This window comes from Paenibacillus sp. FSL W7-1088 (assembly GCF_037969855.1).
In the GTDB taxonomy this organism is placed as follows: domain Bacteria; phylum Bacillota; class Bacilli; order Paenibacillales; family Paenibacillaceae; genus Paenibacillus.
Map to the genome: position 1 here is coordinate 2,402,242 of NZ_CP150216.1, position 22,177 is coordinate 2,424,418.

The 22,177-nt window shown below is 47.7% G+C and carries 16 protein-coding genes and 1 pseudogene; 11 read left to right on the forward strand and 6 right to left on the reverse strand.

All coding sequences use genetic code 11. From position 1 onward, the window contains the following. Nucleotides 1–72: 72 nt before the first annotated feature. Nucleotides 73–1,020: a divergent polysaccharide deacetylase family protein gene (locus MKY42_RS11070; RefSeq protein ID WP_257031457.1), complete on the forward strand. Its 948-nt coding sequence runs from the start codon at nt 73–75 to the stop codon at nt 1,018–1,020. Here the strand turns inward: MKY42_RS11070 and MKY42_RS11075 are convergent. Continuing rightward, complete coding sequence (locus tag MKY42_RS11075) at nt 995–1,768, reverse strand: N-acetylmuramoyl-L-alanine amidase (protein WP_090895695.1); 774 nt, start codon at nt 1,766–1,768, stop codon at nt 995–997. The two genes, MKY42_RS11070 and MKY42_RS11075, sit on opposite strands and share 26 nt — an antisense overlap. 193 nt (nt 1,769–1,961) lie before the next feature. Here MKY42_RS11075 and MKY42_RS11080 point away from each other — a divergent pair, with 193 nt between their 5' ends. Next, entirely contained in the window at nt 1,962–2,186 is a 225-nt protein-coding gene (locus MKY42_RS11080) for a YqzE family protein (RefSeq protein WP_090895697.1), read from the forward strand. Nucleotides 2,187–2,287: 101 nt separating this feature from the next. On the opposite strand, the gene MKY42_RS11085 is transcribed toward MKY42_RS11080, so the two are convergent. The 3 genes from MKY42_RS11085 to MKY42_RS11095 all read right to left on the reverse strand — a co-directional run bounded on the left by MKY42_RS11085 (nt 2,288) and on the right by MKY42_RS11095 (nt 6,500). Further along, nucleotides 2,288–3,187: a hypothetical protein gene (locus tag MKY42_RS11085; RefSeq protein WP_339850980.1), complete on the reverse strand. Its 900-nt coding sequence runs from the start codon at nt 3,185–3,187 to the stop codon at nt 2,288–2,290. 332 nt (nt 3,188–3,519) lie between these two features. Continuing rightward, nucleotides 3,520–4,737, reverse strand: a complete 1,218-nt coding sequence (locus tag MKY42_RS11090) for a YqhG family protein (RefSeq protein ID WP_090895701.1) — start codon at nt 4,735–4,737, stop codon at nt 3,520–3,522. 2 nt (nt 4,738–4,739) lie between these two features. Next, a complete protein-coding gene (locus MKY42_RS11095; RefSeq protein WP_090895703.1) occupies nt 4,740–6,500 on the reverse strand; it encodes an SNF2-related protein in 1,761 nt (586 codons plus the stop codon). A gap of 210 nt (nt 6,501–6,710) precedes the next feature. Between MKY42_RS11095 and MKY42_RS11100 the strand changes: the two are divergent. Then, a pseudogene (locus tag MKY42_RS11100) lies at nt 6,711–7,385 on the forward strand (HAD family hydrolase); the annotation flags it as partial. 56 nt (nt 7,386–7,441) lie between these two features. On the opposite strand, the gene msrA reads toward MKY42_RS11100, so the two are convergent. Continuing rightward, nucleotides 7,442–7,957 carry a peptide-methionine (S)-S-oxide reductase MsrA gene (gene msrA, locus MKY42_RS11105; RefSeq protein WP_024629294.1) on the reverse strand — a complete coding sequence of 172 codons (516 nt, stop codon included), beginning with the start codon at nt 7,955–7,957 and terminating at the stop codon, nt 7,442–7,444. Between the two features lie 219 nt (nt 7,958–8,176). On the opposite strand from msrA, the gene MKY42_RS11110 reads away from it, so the two are divergent. From MKY42_RS11110 to MKY42_RS11145, 8 genes are all read left to right on the forward strand, one after another. Continuing rightward, complete coding sequence (locus MKY42_RS11110) at nt 8,177–8,737, forward strand: flavin reductase family protein (RefSeq protein ID WP_090895705.1); 561 nt, start codon at nt 8,177–8,179, stop codon at nt 8,735–8,737. A 512-nt stretch (nt 8,738–9,249) separates the two neighbouring features. Next, the gene (locus tag MKY42_RS11115) at nt 9,250–11,343 is read left to right on the forward strand and encodes an acyltransferase family protein (protein ID WP_339850984.1); all 2,094 of its coding nucleotides are present in this window, start codon (nt 9,250–9,252) and stop codon (nt 11,341–11,343) included. Between the two features lie 224 nt (nt 11,344–11,567). After that, on the forward strand, nt 11,568–12,881 hold the full coding sequence (locus MKY42_RS11120) for an extracellular solute-binding protein (RefSeq protein ID WP_090895710.1): 1,314 nt from the start codon (nt 11,568–11,570) through the stop codon (nt 12,879–12,881). 157 nt (nt 12,882–13,038) lie between these two features. Beyond that, entirely contained in the window at nt 13,039–13,917 is an 879-nt protein-coding gene (locus MKY42_RS11125) for a sugar ABC transporter permease (RefSeq protein ID WP_339852852.1), read from the forward strand. A gap of 39 nt (nt 13,918–13,956) precedes the next feature. Further along, complete coding sequence (locus MKY42_RS11130) at nt 13,957–14,811, forward strand: carbohydrate ABC transporter permease (RefSeq protein WP_256222197.1); 855 nt, start codon at nt 13,957–13,959, stop codon at nt 14,809–14,811. A gap of 29 nt (nt 14,812–14,840) precedes the next feature. Further along, a complete protein-coding gene (locus MKY42_RS11135; protein ID WP_339850987.1) occupies nt 14,841–16,646 on the forward strand; it encodes a sensor histidine kinase in 1,806 nt (601 codons plus the stop codon). Further along, entirely contained in the window at nt 16,643–18,226 is a 1,584-nt protein-coding gene (locus MKY42_RS11140) for a helix-turn-helix domain-containing protein (RefSeq protein WP_090895720.1), read from the forward strand. The genes MKY42_RS11135 and MKY42_RS11140 overlap by 4 nt, the downstream gene beginning before the upstream one ends. Nucleotides 18,227–18,326: 100 nt before the next feature. Beyond that, nucleotides 18,327–20,903 (forward strand): glycoside hydrolase family 2 protein, encoded by a 2,577-nt coding sequence (locus MKY42_RS11145; protein ID WP_179265212.1) that lies wholly within the window; start codon nt 18,327–18,329, stop codon nt 20,901–20,903. Nucleotides 20,904–21,052: 149 nt separating this feature from the next. On the opposite strand, the gene MKY42_RS11150 is transcribed toward MKY42_RS11145, so the two are convergent. After that, entirely contained in the window at nt 21,053–22,159 is a 1,107-nt protein-coding gene (locus MKY42_RS11150; protein ID WP_090895725.1) for an FAD-dependent monooxygenase, read from the reverse strand. Nucleotides 22,160–22,177: the final 18 nt, after the last annotated feature.

The following is a 22,177-nucleotide window of genomic DNA, read 5'->3' on the forward strand; positions in this document are numbered from 1 at the left end:
GCTTTTTTTGTCTACATATTCCCCCTTCAATGTTCAAATAATGATGGGACAGAACAAAGGAGGGAACGATGGATGAATAAGGCCGGACGAAAAGGGTGGTCCTGCACCTGGAAATTTAAAATGTCAGTGGTACTCACAGGTACGATATTTATGGTTTGTGGTTTTGGCTTTTCTGCCAGCAGTGCGGAATCACAAGTTCGTTCAGGGCAGGTGCCAGAGCAAATTTTAACGGAGCAAACCTTAATACAAGCACCTGGTTCAACTTCAGGTCAGATACCACAAACTCCAGCAGACAAATCGCAGCGTAAACGAATGGCGATTATCATCGATGATGCGGGGAATGACATGAAAGGCACTTCTGAAATTTTGGCGACGCCGGTGAAGCTTACGTTGGCCGTGATGCCATTCCTACAAACGACGAAGAAAGATGCGATTGCGGCTCATGAAAAAGGAATGGATGTGATTGTTCACATGCCAATGGAGCCCAATAAGGGCAGACCGGAATGGCTCGGCCCAGGTGCGATTACATCCAATCTGACGGATGAGGAAGTGCGTGCACGAGTCGAGAAAGCCATTGATGAAGTTCCTTATGCTGTCGGCATGAATAACCATATGGGTTCCAAAATTACCTCTAATAAACGGATCATGTCCATTGTATTGGACGTATGTCGAGAGCGCGGGCTGTTTTTTGTGGATAGTCGTACCAATTTCCGCTCCGTGGTGGGGGAATTGGCCATCACCAAAAACATGCCACCCGTCGGCAACGATATTTTTCTGGATGACCATAATTCCAAACAGCATATTCGCAAGCAAATGGATTTGGCGGCAAAACGTGCGCTCGATAATGATGTGTGTGTCGTAATCGGTCATGTTGGCCATACCGGATTAAATACCTCTGCTGTCGTCCATGAATCCGTATCCCGGCTCAAAGGCCAGATTGAGTTCGTCGGTATTAGTGATCTGGTCCGAGATGTCTGGCATTGGCAAGCTGAGCCTAAACTGCCGACAGATAATAAATAATACCATTAGCAATGGACTGTGCAATCCGTTTCTGTTCGCCTGGGTCGCTGATCATTGCGCGATCACGTGCATTGCTTAGAAATCCGGTTTCAACAATTACAGCGGGTTGCTTCACATGATTTAACAGGTAAAAGGGCTTGCCCCATACAACATCCCGCTCCGTCTCATACAATTGATTAAGCTGATTCTGAATGGAACTTGCAAGCATGTAGCTTCGTCCTTCGTTCTGATGTAAAACAACCGGGCCTCGTGCAGATGATCTTGGACTCCAGTTGGCATGGATACTGACGACGATGTCGGTGCTAACCTCTTCGCTAAGGCTTTTGCGTTGGGCCAAATCCTTGCGATGGCGTGAGCGACTGTTTAACCAGCGATTCTCGTCACTCAGCGCATAGTCTCCAAGTCGATTGATGATGACTGCATAACCCTTGCTGCGAAGCAGAAGATACACCTTTTGGCTAATGGCTAGGTTGATGTCTTTTTCCAGTACGCCATGGTCTGTTGTTCCACCGTCAATGCCGCCGTGACCAACGTCCAGAAGGATCACAGGTGCTGCAAACGCATGATGAGTGGAGTGATAGGCATCCCCATCGGTTACCGGCAGCATGGATGGGCTTATGGGTGATTGTTGTGAATGCAATATAGGCAGATCGGTTAAGTCAAATTTTGCCGCGCTGGCATGGGAGGTCAGGGGGATGCAACTGATGCTGATTAGCAATGCCATCGATGCGGCCAGCAGCTTATACATGAGAATACACGCTCCTTCTTAAAATAGGCATCTTATGCCATAAAGTGAGTGGATGGATACCTTTGGCATTAGACTGTGCATTCTTCTGTTTTTCATACTCTTTGCAGCAAAAAAATGTTTAGTGATGATCCCTTCTGCACACAATAGAGATAACATAAGCCCCGGCTTTGCCGGAGCTAAGGAGGCGAAGGTTATGGCCAAAAGTGATGAACTGGTGAAGTACATTACAGAGCGAGTGGTTCATTATATCGACACACCGAAGGATGAACGTAAAGGACGCAGCAAGACCAAAGAGCCGTGGAGCATGAAGTGGTTTGGAATGATTCCTTTTGCCGTATCGCTATGGGTTGGGAAAAAGGAAAAAGCGATGAATTCGCAGGGGAAAATGCAGAAACGGAGCTCTTCAGGAAAAGGGTAATCAAGAACCAAGAACCAACCTAGGTAATAGCTTCTTCCAAAGAAAAAGACGCATTCCTATGAAGAACCAGAGGAAGGCGTCTTATTTGTTGTGTGGATGGGTCATGGTTTCACAGCATAAAAATTCCCGTCCCGCAATAAGGTCTGAAGAGGTACAAATCGTCTTACCGACGTATTGCCGCCAACAGCTACATACTGATATTGAACTGTTCCACGGTTGTCACGCCAGATCTGATAACCACTGACAGGCAGAGGCCCGCCATACAAGACATTTTGCTGATCCGCAGAGAAAACGATCTTTTTATGCTCTTTCCATTGCTGATTCAATGTTTTTACGCCGCTGATCGAAAGTGATCTGGACGTGATCCATAACAGATTGTCCGCGGGATCAAACAGAGGCTGCAGATCCATAGAGTCAACGGACAACAAGGAGACTTGTGGTGAATCTTCGGGCGTCATCACGACAGCTTGTACAGATATGGACCTTATGGGCTTCATTTGTTTCGTAGCCTGCTGTGAGTCCGTATCGAGTGCTTTCAGAACACCTGCTGGCAAGGTATCGCCGTTGGTCGCGTCAATATAGATTGCATCATCCTTAGGTCTTTCCACTTTCCAATAAGCGAGCAGGGGAGGCGCATAACGTAATTGAAGCCTTCCTCCTTCAGAGATTAGCTCCTTCAAGACCAGTTGCTGTCGCTCCAGAGCTTGATTTAACATGGAAATATTGTACGGTCGTTGTTCTCCCTTACCGTATTCGCCAAGCTGCAATTGTCCTTGATCGTTCACTGAAATGATCATATAACCAACAGGTAACTCTCCAATATTAGCGTATACCAGCCAGCTGCGTGTGCCTGGACCGAGGGGATAAAAGTCCAATTGAGCTTGATTCCAATGGTTCCCTTCATGTTCAGTACTTAGGATGATAGCTTGCTCGCGAGCAAATTGTTGAACTGCATCAGGAGCCAAAGTGTCGGAATGAAGTTCTGCCGTAATTTTGGTCAATGTAAAGGGTAGTATGGACCTAGATGCACTTTGAATTCCAGCACCTTCAGCTTGCAGTAAGGGGAGCAGGGCAACGACACATAAAAAGCACATTACAATGCCGGTTATTCGGCGAATCACATTCCATCCCTTGTGGAAGGGTCGTTTCATGCTAACACCTACTTTTCTGGGGTACATATCCTGACAAAACGGACTCATTTTCACTGCATGATCGTTTCTATTTCCATTTTAGAGGACAGCTTGTGCAAAGGTTGCTGCAACCTGTCGGGCTGCCACTCATGAATAAACACTACTTTTGCCGTCATTTGCGGGAAAAGTAGTGTCTTCGTCGTCTATCTTAAATGAAACATGCCGCTGCTTATCGCGGTAACCTTCACTTTGGGCTCATATTGCCAGATCATCTCGGTACGGCGTGTTTCGTATTGCAGCTTCATGGCTTCCCGGTCCATAACCGCTTGGCGGGCTTTATCCTGTTCCGGGTCCGTTTCTGGTTCTGCCTGAACAGCCGCTTCAGCCGCAAGTTCGACATCTGATCCTATGGTCACACCCGTTGGTTGGACGGACTGCAGACGTGCGTTCTGGATACGGGAGGGGCTGGAGCGTGAAGTCTGAATTTGGGCAGATGGCCCGGTCCCTGCATGTTCCTGATCCTTTGAACTACCGTCTGTGCTGGAGGCAGAGGCTGTATTTACGTCGACCTCAGGGGTTTCCTCTCTAAGAACTGCTTCATAGTACGTATCCACAACAGCAAGCTCCAGATCAAGCCGTTCTTTGGCTTTCTCTGCCCAGCTATAGTCGAGTTCCAGCAGGCGGTTCGTCAAATGCGATTCCAGAGCTGCCCCGGCATCAGCTAACGATATTTTGGCGGTCTGGACGTGCATATTCTCAGCGAGCCTTGGACTAAGGTCTCGCCTGTTCAGCTTCGAGCCGAACTTCTCGACAATTTCCCCGGTTCTGAGGGAGATGCCGATAAAATGAAGTTCCTCTTTTTTCAGATCACAGGCAAATTCCACTTTAAAACACACACCAAGCCATGGCTCATATACTGCGGGTGCGGTAGCACGCAATTGCCTTTTTGCAGCCTGTTCAAACAGGTTCACGAATGCGCCCCCTTCGCGCGCTGCATTGAAGATCTGCTGCAACCTGCGGCTGCCATATACAACATCTTCTTTCAAAATCCGTCCGGGTCCCAGCTGAGGCAGAGAGGGAACAATACCGAAGTACCGACCTAGAATGGTATCCTTGGGAGCCTCGGGGGTACCGACACCTGGTGAGGCTGGTGGAGCTAACTGTGCAGCTTTTGCTTCTTCAGCTTCCAACGCTTGCTGATAGGCTTCCGGATCAAAGACGAATGTAAAAGACATCGTCTCCGCAGGTGCGCCGGTTCGCTCCACAAATCCCCAATAATACGGACGATTGGTTAACGCCTTGTCGGCTTCGGGTGAAAGTTTTACCGTAACATGAGCAGGGGAACGCTCCATAATCTGGCAATCGAGTGTTTCCAGGTAAGTGAGCACATACGCCTGCACTTCATGGGGTGACATGGTCATGATCAGAGACCTCCTTTACGAAGGTCAAGCCCGGATACGGCGGGTGCTTCATCTGCGACTTCGCGCTGAATGGAGTTCAGCGATTGTCCAAGCGAGTCCATTTTACGGCGGATATCCTCTTCGTTTTGTGATTCGAGCATGATTTTGTACAAACTCTTTTCGATCGATTCTTTCTTCTCCAGCCGCTCGAGAATGACATCCAAGCCACCAATAACCATCTCGAACATATTGATCTTCTCATGAAGCAGATTCAGAATATGCTCTTCGATTGTGCCTGTCGTTGAAAGGTTGTAGATGTTCACATCATTCTGCTGTCCCAATCGGTGTACACGGCCGATCCGCTGCTCAACACGCATGGGATTCCAGGGCAGGTCGAAGTTGATCATGTGATGGCAAAATTGCAGGTTGATGCCCTCACCGCCCGCTTCGGTTGCAATCATTGCTTGTACTCGGCCGCGGAAGAGGTCCATCATCCAGTCCTTTTTACCCCGGTTCATGCCGCCCCGGTAGGGAACTGCGGTCAGGCCGTTGTTGCGAAAATAATTGAGCAAGTACTCCTGCGTGGCACGGTATTCGGTGAAAATAATAACCTTCTCATTCATGTTACGAACGAGTTCCATCGTTTTTTCCGCTTTGGTATTTTCCTTGATCGCTTTAATATGGGCAACGAGCTCCCAAATCTTATCCCGCAGCGGGGAGTCCAGTGGAAGCTTCTTCGACAGATTGACCAACGTCACAAACACGGCATCCCGGCTGCTGCATACTTCCCGCTGCAACGTTACCAGTGAAAGCATGCTGCTCAGGTTGCCGCCCGCTTCCTGGTACTGATCTTTCACAAAGGAAGTTACGCCATCATAGAGGGCCTGTTCTTCAGGTGATAGCTGCAAATTTACATTGGATACGTTCCGTTTGGTGAATTGAACAGGGCCTTCACCGCGGCGGTTACGGATCATGACTTTGGATAATTCATCCTTGAGCTGCTCCTGATTTTTCGGAATACGTTTGTCGACGACAAAATTGGCTGCAAAATCACCCTGACGGCCAAGTTGTCCCGGCTTGAGCAGGTTAATGAGGTTGAACAGCTCGCTCATGTCGTTCTGCACCGGTGTAGCCGTAAGCAGCAGGCAATATTTTTTCCGTAACTTCAGCATGAATTGATAGTTGGTCGTTTTTTTATTTTTAAGCTTATGAGCCTCATCAATAATAATCATGTCGTAATCCGTATTCAGCAGCATATCTTTATGCGGATCACGCTTAGCGGTATCCATGGAGGCAACCACGACTTCATTTTGCCAGGAATACGCCTTTTTCTGTGCCACCGCAGGGATGCCAAATTTGGAATTCAGCTCCCGGACCCACTGCAATACAAGGGACGCAGGCACGAGAATGAGCACTTTGGATACGAGTCCACGGACCATATATTCTTTTAAAATCAGGCCAGCTTCAATCGTTTTGCCAAGTCCCACCTCATCGGCAAGAATGGCACGGCCTGACATCTCAAACAGTACTCTTCGTGCAGTATCCATCTGGTGTGGAAGAGGGGTGAGTCCCTGTAAATGCTTGAGACACTGGATTTCATCAAAATTGGGAATCAGATTCGTCTCTTCGGCTTGAATGCCAAGTTGAAAGAGTCTGTAATCACCCCATGGGCCGCCTTTATCGAGTCTGGACTCCAGTTGCGTGATCCAGCTGCGATCGAATTCAAGCGGAACGGGTAATTCTGCTGCAGGTTGATTGATTTGATGCGGGTTTTTCCGGTTCATGGTGCTTCCTCCCCTGCCATTCGTGATGACGGTTTATTTCGTAGGTAATAGTATGGACGAATGAGAGGCAGTTCATAACCAACCTTGGAATAAGGGGTGATTTCAGTCGTGTAATCTGGAAGGGTTGTCAAATGATAGGTATTCACGTATGGTGATGAATAGTAACTTTACCTGAGTAGAGTGACCCATTGTATCTCAATATATATCCTGAATATGAAGAAGGAGAATCTGTTTATGCTTTCATTGATTTTTGATATGGATGGTACGCTATTTCAAACAGATCGAATATTGGAAACTTCTCTGCATGACACGTTTAATCATCTGAGATCAAAGGGATTGTGGGAGCGGAATACGCCAATAGAAAAGTACCGTGAAATTATGGGAGTTCCTCTGCCCGTCGTCTGGGAGAATTTGTTGCCCGACTACTCGGACCAGATCAGACTGCAAGCAAATGAATGGTTTCATGAGAAGTTGATTGCGAATATCGAGGCAGGCCATGGTGCACTATATCCGTGCGTAGAAGAATTCTTTCAATACTGCAAAGAGAAGAGTATACCGATATACATAGCGAGTAATGGACAAATCGAATACTTGAATGCCATCGTAACCTATTATCATCTGGATGAGTGGGTAACGGAGACATTCAGCATACAGCAGATTTCATCACAAAATAAGTCTGATCTCGTACGCTCCATCGTGGAGAAATATAAGATCACGAATGGGATGGTCATCGGGGATCGATTGTCTGACATTAAGGCTGCGAAAGATAATGATTTAATGTCCATCGGATGTAATTTTGACTTTGCTCAAGCCGATGAATTAGCTCAGGCGGATCGGGTTATTGATAGTATCAGAGAGTTGAAGACCTTAATTGGTTTACTGTAAAAAGGATGCAACAAAAAAGCGGCCCATGTGGCCGCTTTATTATTTATTTAAAGAGATTAACTCCAATATTTCTTGATTATTTCATCGCGTCCAGAATAAATTCTGGATTCTTTATAATATTTCGGATCTTTGCGATGAAAATTTTGATGATATTCTTCTGCCGGATAAAATACGGAGGCTTCCTCAATGGCAGTAACGACAGGTTTATCGAATCGGCCTGTTTTGCCCAGTTCCTCTCGTGATTTCAGGGCCAATTGGCGCTGCTCTTCATTGTGATATAGAATGGCAGCCCGATATTGGCTCTTGCGATCATTACCCTGACCCGTGGCATCGGTTGGATCGATCTGCGGCCAGTACAGCTCAAGCAATTTCTCATATGGGAAAATGGCTGGATCAAACGAGATTTGCACAACTTCCAAATGCCCTGTTTCACCGGTCAATACTTGCTCATATGTAGGGTTTTCTACGGTTCCACCCATGTATCCGGATATAATCCCGTGAATGCCGGGCTGCTCTTCAAAAGGACTGACCATACACCAGAAACATCCCCCGGCAAACGTTGCTTTTTCAATCACTGCTATTCCCCATTTCTCAGTTGTGTTTAATCAAGATTACTATGAATGTTAGTCATAACGCAATCCATTTGATCGTTCATCCAGCCTCTTCTCTTCAATAAGTGAATTGTGATAAGGAAGTAATTCTTTTTCATCCTTTACTTATATTGTATAATAATGGGTAAGAAAACGGCCTGGTGCAGCTTTGGGGCCAAATAAAAACAAAGAGGTGATCAGATGCGGAAACCGATAGATGAACCTATGTTTTATTCATATCCCGGCATGGTGGCGGTAGTGACGTCTCGTCATAAGGACTCGCAGAATGTGATGGCCTCAGGCTGGCATACCTATATTGGATCGTCTCCCGGAATTTACGGGATATCGCTGCGAAAAGAAACGTACTCTTATGAATTGATTGAGCAGAGTGGAGTATTCGGGGTGCACTTCCTTCCAGGTCATCATTCGGAGTGGATTCAGGCTGCGGGAACCTTCAGTGGAAGAGACACAGACAAATTCTCGAAATTCGGGATTACATACGAAGAAGGAATCAAAGTGAACGTACCCATGCTAACCGAAGCTTATTTTGCTTACGAGTGCAAGGTGATCGATATGACAACGTATGGGGATCATGAATGGATTGCAGGTGAAGTGTTACAGCGGTATCAAGACCCGGAATATTTTCTGGACAATGGAATGGTTAATCTGGACAAATTGCAAATTCCAATGTACGTAGGACGATCCTCTTATCGGATTCTCGATGGGCGCGCGGAAGAGAAGAATCATCCCTTTTACCTCTAGGGTCCTAGGCACCAAGATGCAATTATGAGCAAAACTTTCAATCAGGCAAGAGATAGGTTTATAATGGTTATTGGCTGCTGAGCAAGTCGGCAGCCTTTTTCTATTGGCAAGCGCACACTCCAGACCCTCAGAGGGATCTGCTTATATATGAAATAAAAGGCAAGGTAATATTAGCCATTCCATGAAAAATGCTGTATTTAACAATAAAATTAGAGTATGATTTTACAGCTATATATGCTTGGCAGGAAAGGTTACATCGTTTCACTGGATTGTAACTATTGCTGTAATTTGTGAATAATCTTTCCGGCGTATAATGCTAAACGGGACATAACGACAAAGATATAAAGAAATCGTAATCATAAAATATCATGGTTAAGTAATACGTCTTCTTTATGTTGTAAATGAATGATGGAAGGTGCAATACGTATGTTAATGACAACCAGAACCACAAGGAGTTCTCGAACGCCCCGGACATGGATGATTTCGACTCACATGGTCAAGGAGGGGCTCGCATGTCACAATCGTTGAAAAGCAAGCGGCATATGAACGGACTGGATGGTTTGAGAGCCATCGCTGTGCTTGCAGTCATAGGGTATCATCTGAATTTAGATTTTATTCCGGGCGGTTTGCTCGGTGTAGGCATTTTCTTTGTACTCTCAGGGTATTTGATTACAGACATTCTTTTGACACAATGGCAGGAGCATGGCCGGATATCCCTCGGTGATTTCTGGGTGCGAAGAGTAAGGCGCTTGTTACCTGGCATGATCACGATGACAGCAGCGGTGATGATTTGGCTGCTTTGCACAGATCCAGCTCGACTCGCTTCGTTGCGTGGTGACATTGTCTCGGGAGTATTATACATAAGCAATTGGTGGTATATCTTTCATAACGTTTCCTATTTCGAAAGTTTCGGCCCTCCATCACCCTTTGGACATTTCTGGTCGCTGGCTGTGGAAGAACAGTTTTACATTGTTTGGCCCCTTCTACTGGTCGCAGCAATCGTCTTGTTCAAAAGAAAGGGATGGCTGGTCGTCTTTATTGTCGTGGCAGCTGAATTGTCTGCTGGTGCAATGGCCATCATGTATAATCCGGACTTGGACCCGAGCCGTGTTTATTATGGAACAGACACTAGAGCATTTGCATTACTGGCTGGGGCTGCACTGGCTGTGGTATGGCCGAGTCGCAAGCTGTCGTCATCCCTTGCCCGCGTCAATCGGCTTGTCCTGGATGTACTAGGCTTAGCTGCGCTGGCTTGGTTAATCTACATGATGCTCAATAGCAGTGAGTACGACCCTTCATTGTATCGAGGAGGAATGGTGCTTCAGGCCATTGCGACGACATTGCTCGTAGCTGTATTGGCGCATCCTTCATCCTTCCTGGCACGGCTCATAGGCGCTAAGCCATTGCGCTGGATCGGAGAACGATCCTATGGATTATATCTGTGGCACTATCCTGTCATTATTCTGACGAGTCCAACTGTAGACACGGGTGGAGCACATCCTGTGCGGATGCTTTTACAGGTTGCAGCAACGGTTGCACTGGCCTCCTTGTCACTTAAATATATTGAAAATCCAATTCGTCATAACGGATTTCGTGATTCCTGGTCCCGGCTATGGGGAAGAGGGCGCAATACATCCATTCGCAACGTATGGTGGAAGCGCGCTGGATTGCTGATGAGCCTTCTGTTGATGTGTTTTACGGTGTCACAGATGATGATTACGTCTGCAGCGAATTCTGATTCCCATTCGGTATCGATGTCGGCTACACTGAATGGAGATCATTCCGTAACGGAGGAGAAGGGGCAGGACGTTCTTCCAGCCACAGTGAGCACTTCCGGGTCTCAAAACCAACCTGCGCCACAGAAAAATGATAAGCCAGCGGCGAACGCTGGAGATCCACCAAGTAAAGAAGAACAGCAAACGACGAAGCCAGGTAATACTCCCAAATCGGAGGAACCTACTTCAGGTGAGCAGAAAGGATCAACTCCTGGCGACTCGAACCATGCTGTTGGTAAACCCCAAGGCAGCACCGACAATCAAGGAAATCCAGAAGACAACGGTAATGACCAACTGGAGGAGGGCCCTGTCAACACGTCAGATTCGTCCAAAGAGCAGGGGGAAACAGCCCCTCCATCCAAAGACGGCAAGATTCATTATACGGTTATTGGAGATTCGGTCATTCTGGACGCGAAACCTTATCTTGAACAGACCATTTCGGGCGTGCACGTGGACGGTCATATCGGTCGTCAGATGTGGGAGGCTGCCGATGTACTGGATGGCCTGAAGAGAAATAACCAAATGGGCAGTCAGGTCGTACTGGAGCTTGGAACAAACGGTTCCTTCAATTCCAAAAGTCTGAATTCCGTGCTGGATTACCTGAAAGATGAAGAACATGTTTATCTGGTTACTGTGCGAGTTCCTCGCCCATGGGAACGAACGGTGAATAAAGCACTGAACGAAGCGGCTTCGGATTATAGCAATGTATCTCTTATTGATTGGTACACTGCAAGTGAGGGTCATGACGAATATTTCGAAAAAGATGGCGTTCATCTGACGAAGGAAGGTTCGGAAGCTTTTGCAGCACTTGTGAAAGACAGTATAAAATAAATCAGAACTTATCTATTCATTTATTTATAGTACTTGAATGTTTACGAATCCAAATACAGAAAGAGCTCTCATGATGAGGGCTCTTTCTATATGTAAGCAAAGATTTCAGGATCAACGGGGTATCCGATATTTTTCACCCCTGCATCCGTGCATCGTCACCTTACAGAATGTTAGCGTTACCATTTACAATAAGTGTAATCAAATCGCCAAGGGGGAGTATAGAGATGTTGAAAAAATGGCTTTCGGGAATGCTCGCAATGACGTTGTTTTCCATCGTTCTGGCTGGTTGCGGGGGCGGGGACAGCTCAGAAGGCAGCGACAGCAAGGATAAAGTAACCGTCACTATCTGGCACAACTGGACTGGACAGGACGCCAAAGCGGTGGCGATGCGCAAAATCATTGAGGACTTCCGTGGGTCGCACCCGGATATTGAAGTAGTGGATGAAGGTCTGCCGACAGATGGCCTCAAAACAAGGCTCCGGACGGTGGCAGCGGCCAATGAAATGCCGGATCTGTTCGTCATGTGGCCGGATGCGATGACCAAAGAGTTTGTGAAAGGGGATCTGTTGCAGCCGATCAATGCCGAGCTGGATGCGAAGCCGGAATGGAAAGACAACTTTATTCCGAACGCCCTGGATGGATATACGGTGGACGGAGATATCTACTCGGTACCGATGAATCTCGCACCTACTTCTTTTATTTATTACAATGAAGCACTGTTTAAGCAGTACAACGTGAAAATTCCTGAAACATGGGATGAGTTGGAGCAAGCCGTTGCTGCATTCAATGAGAACAAAATAATACCGATCGCACTGGGGAACAAGGCCAATTGGGTGGCTCAATCCACGATCTTCAGTACACTGGCTGACCGGGTAACCGGCACAGACTGGTTCTTAAAAGCAGCAGCACAGGACGGGGCCAGCTTTACAGATCCACAATTCATTCAGGCGCTGGACAAAATGCAGGAACTCAGTAACAGCAAAGCATTTCAGGATGGTTTCAACAGTATTGACGAAACACAGATGATGCAGCTGTACTTCCAAGGAAAAGCGGCAATGGTGATAAACGGCGGATGGGCATTAGCTAACCTCGTCAACAACGCACCAGAAGACATTTTGAACAATACACACATTACGATTTTACCAGCAGTAGATGGAGGCCAGGGTGAGGCCAGAACGACATCGGGAGTTGTAGGGACAGGTTTGGGTGTAAGTAAAAAGTTAAGCGGCGCCCAGAAGGATGCGGCCATGGAGTTATTCTACGCTTTGGCAGGTCCTGAAGGTCAGAAGGCAACCCTGGATAGCAGCACGCTGGTCAGCTACAAGATTGATCTGGACAAATCAAAAGCCCATCCATTGTTTGTGGAGCTCTATGACTTAATGCAGGAAGTAAAGATTACTCCGGTGTATGATTCCAAGCTTGGGTCTGCAACCGTCGAGGTTATCAATAATGGATTGCAGGAGCTATTGATGGGTGGCAAAGCCGCAGATATTGCAAATAAAATTCAGGCATCGCAAGCCAGTGCAGTCGGAAAATAAGCAGTCGGAAAATAAGGTCATAGGTCATTCCGATTCAGATCTGGATGAGCTGTAAGACGCTCTGTAAGATTCAGACCCCTTCCCGGCAGGGGAGGGGTTTTGCATTGATAGCAAGAGTTGGTAACTGCCAAAGGTTTGATGAAAGGAAGTGAGCAAAATGAACGCATTGCGCAGTCGACGTTTTATTATGCTGGGGCTCGCTCCGGCCGTTCTGATTTACGCGTTATTTGTATTTGTCCCTGTCGTATGGTCAGCGTACTATGGATTCTTCAACTGGTCGGGGATCGGAGAGTCAACATATATCGGACTGGATAACTATGTGGAAATATGGCATGATTCCGTATTTTGGAGGGCGCTGAAAAACAACGTCATTTTTGTTCTAGCCTCGGTATTTGGGCAAATTCCGTTAGCGTTGATGCTGGCGGTCATTTTGCACAAAAGCAATCCGTTACAGCGTTTTCTGCGTTCAGCCGTATTTTTGCCGATGGTATTATCCACAGTAGTTATCGGTATGATCTGGCAATATATCTATCACCCGCAGATCGGGATACTGAACTTCCTGCTGGATGCATTGGGGCTGGAGAGCTGGAAGCTGCAGTGGCTATCGGATGACAAAATCGCCATTTTCTCGCTGGTACCGCCGCTGCTCTGGAGTTTTGTCGGTTTGTACCTGATTATCTTCATCTCGGCGCTGCAGAATATTCCGGGCGAAATCCATGATGCTGCCAAGATGGATGGTGCTTCCGGAATCCGCAAGCTGGTTTCCATTTCTTTGCCCATGATTTGGGGAACGGTTCAGGTAGCGATCATTCTATGTATCTCTGGCAGCCTAAAATCATTTGATCTGGTGTATATCATGACCAAAGGCGGCCCGGCACATGCGACAGAGCTGCTGGCAACGTATATGTATAATTCAACCTTCACAACGTATCGCTATGGCTTCGGGAGTGCCATCTCGACCACCATCGTATTAATCTCCCTGCTGCTGATCGGAACAAGCCAGTGGGCGACAAGCCGTAAGAGAAAAGAGAATTAGGAGAGAGGAGGGAATGTAATGAGTGTTACTCCGTTATCGATGCCAACACCAGGGAATACTTCAGGCCATCCGGTTCGCCGATTCCGTAGTGGAATTGTTTGGACGCTGTTGACAGTCTATGGTATTTTAACATTGTATCCGTTCTATTGGCTTGTGATCAGTGCATTCAAAACGAATGAAGATTTCTATAGCAGGCCCTTCGGGCTTCCAGAGAAATGGAACGTGGACAATTTCAGCAATGCTTGGGAAAGCTCCAAACTGGGAACTGCTTTTGGCAATTCCCTGATTGTATCCGTAGGTTCGCTTATCCTAACGCTGTTTATTGCAGCGCTGGCCTCATTTATACTCGCACGTTTCCAGTTTCGCTGGAAAGGGCTGATCATGACCTTCTTCGTTGTAGGCATGCTGATTCCCATTCACAGCACATTGGTTCCGTTATTTATTTTGATGAAACAGATGTCTCTGCTGAATACGTATTGGGCACTGATATTGCCGTATACTGCCTTTGCGCTGCCGACCGCGATATTTGTGCTAACAGCTTATTTGACTAGCATTCCTCGTGATATTGAAGAAGCCGCTTTTATTGATGGAACAGGTCTATGGGGGCTGTTCACCCGAATCATGCTTCCCATGTCTGTGCCTGCCTTGTCAACGGTCACTATTCTGAGTTTTCTGCACGCGTGGAATGACTTTTCGTTCGCACTCGTGTTTATTAACAAAACAGGTTTGAAAACGTTACCGCTCGCGATTGCCAATTTTGCCGACGGGTATCAGACCGATTACGGCCTGACTCTTGCTGCCATGACCTTGTCCGTAATCCCGACCATCATTCTATACCTGATATTTCAGGAACAAGTCATGAAAGGCATGACGGCCGGAGCAGTCAAAGGTTAAATGAGAGCGCATCCAGAGGAGGAAAAGGTGTGGGACGCTGGCTAACATCTTCACTGCAACGGAAGTTGTCCATCGTGATTACGGCTTCCATGATTGTGCCGTTGCTGGCACTGGGGCTGTTCGCCTTTCTGATCTCTTCCCGCATCACAGAGCAAAAAACAAAGCTTTCGGGCATGGACACACTGAAGCAGGTGGAAGCGAATTTGCGCTATATGCTTCAGGATGTCGAGACGTTATCGATTTTTCTGATCGGAGAAAGGGACATTCAGCAGTATTTAAGTAACGATGAGGACGATGTGCAGGAGCGTGTGGATATTCTGGGCAGGATGACCAATCTGGCCGCTTCCAAAAAATATATAGCCAACATTGCCATCTATCCGGAACGTTTCGATGCGGCTCTGTCCACGGCTACATGGTATGAATCATCCAATGTGTCTTATCCTCCTGCTCCGCGTGGTGATGCGGTTAAAGCATGGACTGGCGTATATCCGGTTCAGAATTATGCGGGTATCCAGAATGTAATTACATTGGTTCGACCCATTCGCAGCATTCATGATTATCAGCCTATCGGATGGCTGGCGATCAGTCTAGACGAGAAGGCAATCTCGAAAGGATGGGCGGCGCTGGGAATGGGTATGGGTGAAGGTCAACTGGAACTGATTGGTCCCACTGGAGAGATTTTGTCTTCCATGGACAAATCCCGTCTTGGACAGTCTCTGGAGAAGATTGAGCCTGAAATACATACGCTGATCCAACAAGAGGGAAGCGGAACAGCCACGTATGGCAACGGCGATGAGAAACGTACTTTGCTCTATTATCCGGAACTGTTGACAGGCTGGACGCTGACCGGAACAGTTCCCTACGATCAGTATAAGTCCGAAAACGGTTATATTCTGATCCTCACTGCCGTTGCAGTGACGCTGTCTGCTGCCATCAGTGCAGGACTGGTCTGGTTTACGGTGCGACGAGTCACAAAGCCGCTGCGAGTTCTTACGAAGCATTTGTCCCGAATGGACCCAGATCGACCGCTGCCCCTATTCCGATCGGAAAGTGATGATGAAATCGGCAAGCTGGGAGAGAGTTATAATTTGCTCGGTGCCCATATTGAGAGACTGAAGGAAGAGGTTATCCGCGGTGAAGTCCGCAAGAAGGAAGCTGATCTCAGGGCACTTCAGGCACAGATCAATCCTCATTTTTTGTATAACACCCTTTCATCCATTCACTGGATAGCCTTGATGTCTGAGGAAAAGCGGATTGCAGAGATGGTCGAAGGATTGAGTGATTTTTTGCGCATCAGCTTGAATCAAGGTAGGGATTATTGTCCTGTAGGGCAGGAGATTGCCCATATTCGCCATTATGTTCGTGTACAGTCCATCCGATTTCCCGACAAGTTCGCCGTGCATTATATTGTGGATCCGGCACTTGAACAGCGAATGATGCTGAAATTGCTGCTCCAACCGCTCGTCGAAAATGCCATGATTCACGGAATTCAGCCGAAAGCGGGTACGGGCACAATCACAATCCTGATTCGGCAAGAACAGGAACGAATGAATGTGCTGGTTCTGGATGATGGAGTTGGCATGGAGCTGGACAGACTGGAGCATGTCAGAAGCAACCTTGTGTCATTGGATGAGGAGGAGCACCGTGATTTAAACCACCATTGGACGGAAAAAGAGCCAATGAAGCAAACATCCCAAGGTGGTTACGGGCTCCGCAATGTGAACGAGAGACTATTGCTTCATTATGGAGCTGAAGCGCAGATCGAAGTGGACAGCCGGGTCGGAGGTGGAACCCGGATTTCATTTTCCATTCCAATCTTGGAGGAATCGTCATGAGATTACTGATTGTTGATGATGAAGTGATTATCCGAACAGGGCTCGCCAGTGTAATCGCTTGGCATGAACTGGGGATTGAGCTGCTTACGCCAGCAGCCTCTGCAGAAGAGGCGTTAACACGCATGGCGGAGGAGAGGCCGCATATTCTGATGACTGATATTCGGATGACGGGAAGGACGGGGCTTGAACTGGCAGAGGAAGGTCTGCATATGCTGCCGGAACTCGAGGTCATTATTTTATCGGGATACGATGACTTCTCTTACGCCCAGCAAGCCATTCGTCAAGGTGTCACGGATTATCTGCTTAAGACGAGTAAACCGGAAGAAATTATCGAGACGGTGCTTCAGGCCAAACAACGGATTACCGAACGATGGGCTGAGAAATCAAGAGAAGGGCAGCTGCTGCGCGAGAACAAACAGCGCCTATTCGCTCGATGGATCATTGATGGAGACGTTGAATCTAGCCCTTGTCCTGTATTTCTGCAGTCGGAAATAAATGTGCAATCGGAAGGTTCCTCCGACATGGACCATATGCAGAGACAGATTCTGATCTTGAAAGCTGTGGGATGGAATCGTTCTTCGGCTACTTTACTAAACTTTGCCGTGCAAAATATGCTGGAGGATGTTCTGCCGGGCGCAGTTGCACACATTCATAAGGACCGGATTATCTGTGTTGTTCAGCTGCCGCCGGATGAGCAGGATTTCCAATTTACTTTGGGCATTGCGTTAACCCGGATGGAGCAACTGTTGAAATGTACATTGCGTGCAGCAGCAGGTCGACCCTGTATGGAGGTTCAACTTCTGCATGAGAGCTACCGTACGGCGTCGATTGCATACCGTTACCATGGGTTACTTAAGGACAGGATATGGCAATATGAAGACGTTTTGCACCGCATAGGAGGTAAAACCGTTCTTCAACATGAGGAAGAAACTAAATTGGGGACATTGTTGATGGATAATGACTCGATTATGCTGACCACATGGACACGAGAACTGGTGGATGAACTCCTGATGGACCCCGAAGTAACGCCAGAGTCTTTGGATGCTTGTCTGCATGCTGCGGTGAATGCAGGACAGCGCTGGTTGATTCGCACCATGCGAGCCATTGGAAGGGACGAACTGGAACGATTCGAACCATGGAAGCCAGATCCGGATGCCGATGCTGGTGAACTTCGGGATCTGCTGTTTCATCATTTATATGGGCTGATGCATACCTATCATAGTCAGATGGGACAAGGGCGGACTACGCATGTACAGAAGGCTATTGCTTATATGGAATCCGGTTTGGCACAGGATATTAGCCTGCAGCATGTCGCAGGTCAGGTTCATCTGCATCCGGGTCATCTCAGTGAACTGTTTAAGAAGGAAACGGGCGTCACTTTTGGCGATTTTGTAACAGGTATACGAATTCGGCGCGCGATGGACATGCTGGTGGTTTCTCCTGCAAAAGTAAGTGAAGTGGCTGCCATCAGTGGATATGAGGACGTGAAGTATTTTAGCAGGCTATTCAAAAAACATACGGGCAAGACTCCGAGTGAGTATCGTGAGGAGGCTGTGTCGTACAAGACTTCCGGACATTAAAGGAAAGCAAACAAACGAACAAACGAAAGAACGAAGTCATGTTTTTATTGCAAACGTTTTCGATATCGTATTACCAAGGGGACTGGAGAGCGAGGCAAGGATGAAGATGAATAATTCAAGTCAGGATTTGTCAGGGCAATGGAAAATACAGCATTTTGAGGTTGGGGAAAAGCGGGCCATGGATGTTGCAGCCGCAGCGCTCGATGATCGATTCTGGATCGGAGCGGAGGTACCAGGGGATGTGCACACCGCTCTGGTGGAACGCAGCATCATTGATCCGCCCTACTATGGGCATAACGATGCCAAGAGTCGATGGATCGAGCAGAAGGAATGGTGGTATCGTACTAACTTCAACCTGGTGAAGGATGGGGGAGCAGAGGAATACTTTGAGTTAGTATTCGACGGGTTGGATACGTTCGCTACCGTATATGTGAACGGACATGAAGTGGGGCAAACGGCCAACATGCTCATGTCCCACACTTTCGATGTGACGACACTGGTTCGTAATGGCTGGAACGCCATAGCGGTCAAGTTCGACCCCCTTTATCTGCATCACAGAGACAAGGAAACGTTTGACTGGTCTTCATATACGAAGGAACGGCCCTGGTTGCGCAAAGCTGCGATGAATTTCGGTTGGGACTGGGGTCCACGGATGGTCACCGTAGGAATTTGGGGAGGGGTTCGTCTTGAAAGACGAACGATTGCAAAGCTGGAGAACGTATTTGCACGAACCGAATCCGTGAGCAAGCAGCAAGCGGCTGTCCATGTCACTGCTGATGTGAAGTCTGTATTGTCTTTCCGTAGCAGACAGAAACGTGAAAAACCTGTGGTTTTGTCATGTGATATCCGTTTACTGGATGCGAGTGGTCAGGAAGTGGCACGATCTGCTGAAGTTGTTGTGGAAAATGGTCTTGCAGATACAATACTAAAATTGGATTCACCGCAATTATGGTGGACGCATGACCTGGGTGAACCTTACTTGTACAGACTGGAAGTTACACTAGTTGCGGATGGGGTGGAAGTGGATCAATACAACGTGCCTTACGGTGTACGAACCATTGAACTCGCGCTTCATAATGAACAGGGTGAGGAGGCGTTTACATTTATTCTGAACGGAGTACGTGTGTACGCGAAAGGAGCCAACTGGATTCCGGCCGACCATCTGATTGGTGCCATCCCCGCCTCCCGGTATCGTGAGTTGATCGAGTTGACTGTGGAAGGGCATATGAATATGCTGCGTGTCTGGGCAGGCGGTATATATGAAAAGGACGTCTTCTATGATGAATGTGATCGGCAAGGCGTGCTGGTGTGGCAGGATTTTGCTTTTGCCAACGCCTTATTCCCTGATTTTAATCGGGATTTCATGAACAATGTACGGGATGAGGTAGAAAATAATGTCCTGCGCCTGCGCAATCGTGCCTCGCTTGCACTCTGGTGTGGCAATAACGAAATTGATTGGCTTTATGACATGAAGTCTGCCAGTGGAGATATTACCAGCCCCTTCTATGGAGAACTGATCTACCATGAGCTGATCCCGGAAGTACTGGAGCGGCTGGATCCATCTCGTCCATACTGGCCTTCCTCACCCTATGGGGACAGTCTCGGCAATGATGCCAATGATCCGGATGTGGGGGATCGCCATAACTGGCAGGTATGGCATGGTTCCGTCTATCCACGAAAACACGGCGAGCCGCCACTGCTGAACTACAGTATTGAGGGTGTGACCTTCAAAAACTATAAACACGACAATGCCCTGTTCAGCAGTGAATTCGGCATGCACGCCTCGGCCAACCGCTATACACTGGAGAAAAACATGCCTGCAGGCCAATTTTACTGGGGCAGTCCCGAAATGGCCTATCGGAATAAGGATACCAATCATCAGAAAGGCATTCTTCTGATGGAAGGATACACGGGCATTCCGCAAAATATCGAAGAGTACATGAACTATTCAATGCTGACACAGGCGGAAGGATTACGGTATGGCATTGAACATTTCCGGCGGATCAATCATCGCAATAGCGGAGCCCTGGTGTGGCAGCTGAATGACAGCTGGCCAGGCACAAGCTGGTCCATGATTGACTACGAGCTGCTGCCAAAGGCCTCCTTTTATTACGGAAAAGTATTCTTTCATCCGATACTGCTGTCTCTGGAACATGAACCGGGTGAGCCGCTTACGTTATGGGTTGTGAATGACACACGGGAGACTCTGAAGGGACAGCTTCGACTTAATATCTATGGATTGAATGGGGAAAAGGTGTACTCCAGTTCTCATTATGTGGAGACAAGTTCGCAATCCGCTACTCGCATTGCAGAGCTGAGCGAAGCGGAAGTATTGGGAGGCAGATTGGCGGAAGAAGTGATGGTTGAATTGGCAGCCGAAGGTTTCACTGCACCACTCAATCGATATTTCTTACGTGATCCGAAGCATGTTAACCTGCCTCAAGCGCAGCTCAGTGTGCATGTGAACGAAGAGGAGCAATCCGTAACGGTTACGGCCATGGGTGCAATTGCACGGTTGGTGAAGCTCGAGCTGCCCCTTGGTCGTGTTCGTTTCAGTGATAACTATTTCGATCTTCTCCCTGGTGAGAGCCGTACGGTGAGATTGCGTCATCCCGAGAAGCTGTCTCTGCCGATGACTGAGCTGCGGGTAAGCGCCATGAATGGGAGTGAAACCTAATTCCTATTTGTTTTTCAAAAGCCTATGCAAATCCGGTTCACAGATGGTGACATTCGGTTTAGTCATAACATAAGAAAACAGCCGATGCTTCCCCAACAGGGCAGCATCGGCTGTTTGTTGATTAACGCAGTGCGTGAATACACGCACCATTATTGGAAAGATTCGTACCGCTGCTGGAACGAAGACTCCATCTCCAGTTGCCTAGCCAACTGCTGCTTCACTTTTTCTCCACGTCTGGCCTGCAGCTCTTGCAGTCGTTCTGTAGAAGTGAATTGATCGGCGGCCATATCAATGAGCAGCTCAGCGAGCACGTCCGCATCTTCCAATGCTGCATTCAGTCCAAAAGCGCCCGTCGGAGTCATCGTGTGAGCGGCATCCCCAAGCAAGACTATGTTGTCCTGCGCCCACGATTTGGCGAAACTGCTCTCTACGGATAACAAAACAAAATCACTCCAGGTTTGGATATGTTCAGCTACCGAATCAGCCAGACAGGGGAAGGCCGTCACGAGTTTCTGTACAAAGGGAGCAAAAGGCTGCTCACGCAGCTTGGAGAAGGACCCTTGCGGAATGTTCCATCCAATCTGTACGTAACCTCCGAATTGTGAGAATAACGCCAACTGCTGACCATCCATACTGGCCATCCGAACAGCAGGTTCCCAGCCTGCTGGAGCAGGAATTCGAGCCCATAACAGGTCGTAACCATGTTTATGGATTTCCGGGGTCAGACTCGCGTATCTGCGTACAGCTGAATATCTGCCATCTGCACCAACAATAACGGCTGCTTCAATGGAAGCAGGCCGTCCTTCATTCCGAACATTGATGCCAACGATTTTGTCTGCCTTATTCCGCAAAAATCCAGTCATGACGGTATTGAAAAGCACATGTTCGTTACCCTGTTTCAATGATTGTGACACGATGACTTCCAGCAGATGATCCTGCGGCACATGAATGCCTACATGGGATTCTTGCTCTCCAGGGAAAATGGTATGAATAATCTGACCATTCTCCCAATATTGAATTTGCTCCAGGGGCAGCACACCACGCTGGGTGACAGAAGGGTATAACCCATGCTTGTTCAATACATGTTCACCATCTGCATTAAGCACTTCACCACGAAACGACTTAAGCAGGTGCGGCTGGCGCTCGATCAGAATGGTGGATATTCCCTGCTGTTTCAGCAGGAATGAGAGTAGAGCCCCTCCAGGGCCAGCTCCCACAATACAAACATCAGTTTTTAAATGTGTATTTTGATTCATTTGTAAAATTCCCTTGCA

Excerpts from the sequence above, each read along its gene's own strand:
- MKY42_RS11070 (WP_257031457.1), top strand. The coding sequence starts at position 73 with ATGAATAAGGCCGGACGAAAAGGGTGGTCCTGCACCTGGAAATTTAAA.
- MKY42_RS11075 (WP_090895695.1), bottom strand. The coding sequence starts at position 1,768 with ATGTATAAGCTGCTGGCCGCATCGATGGCATTGCTAATCAGCATCAGT.
- MKY42_RS11080 (WP_090895697.1), top strand. The coding sequence starts at position 1,962 with ATGGCCAAAAGTGATGAACTGGTGAAGTACATTACAGAGCGAGTGGTT.
- MKY42_RS11090 (WP_090895701.1), bottom strand. The coding sequence starts at position 4,737 with ATGACCATGTCACCCCATGAAGTGCAGGCGTATGTGCTCACTTACCTG.
- MKY42_RS11095 (WP_090895703.1), bottom strand. The coding sequence starts at position 6,500 with ATGAACCGGAAAAACCCGCATCAAATCAATCAACCTGCAGCAGAATTA.
- MKY42_RS11110 (WP_090895705.1), top strand. The coding sequence starts at position 8,177 with ATGCGGAAACCGATAGATGAACCTATGTTTTATTCATATCCCGGCATG.
- MKY42_RS11115 (WP_339850984.1), top strand. The coding sequence starts at position 9,250 with ATGTCACAATCGTTGAAAAGCAAGCGGCATATGAACGGACTGGATGGT.
- MKY42_RS11120 (WP_090895710.1), top strand. The coding sequence starts at position 11,568 with ATGTTGAAAAAATGGCTTTCGGGAATGCTCGCAATGACGTTGTTTTCC.
- MKY42_RS11125 (WP_339852852.1), top strand. The coding sequence starts at position 13,039 with ATGAACGCATTGCGCAGTCGACGTTTTATTATGCTGGGGCTCGCTCCG.
- MKY42_RS11130 (WP_256222197.1), top strand. The coding sequence starts at position 13,957 with ATGCCAACACCAGGGAATACTTCAGGCCATCCGGTTCGCCGATTCCGT.
- MKY42_RS11140 (WP_090895720.1), top strand. The coding sequence starts at position 16,643 with ATGAGATTACTGATTGTTGATGATGAAGTGATTATCCGAACAGGGCTC.
- MKY42_RS11145 (WP_179265212.1), top strand. The coding sequence starts at position 18,327 with ATGAAGATGAATAATTCAAGTCAGGATTTGTCAGGGCAATGGAAAATA.
- MKY42_RS11150 (WP_090895725.1), bottom strand. The coding sequence starts at position 22,159 with ATGAATCAAAATACACATTTAAAAACTGATGTTTGTATTGTGGGAGCT.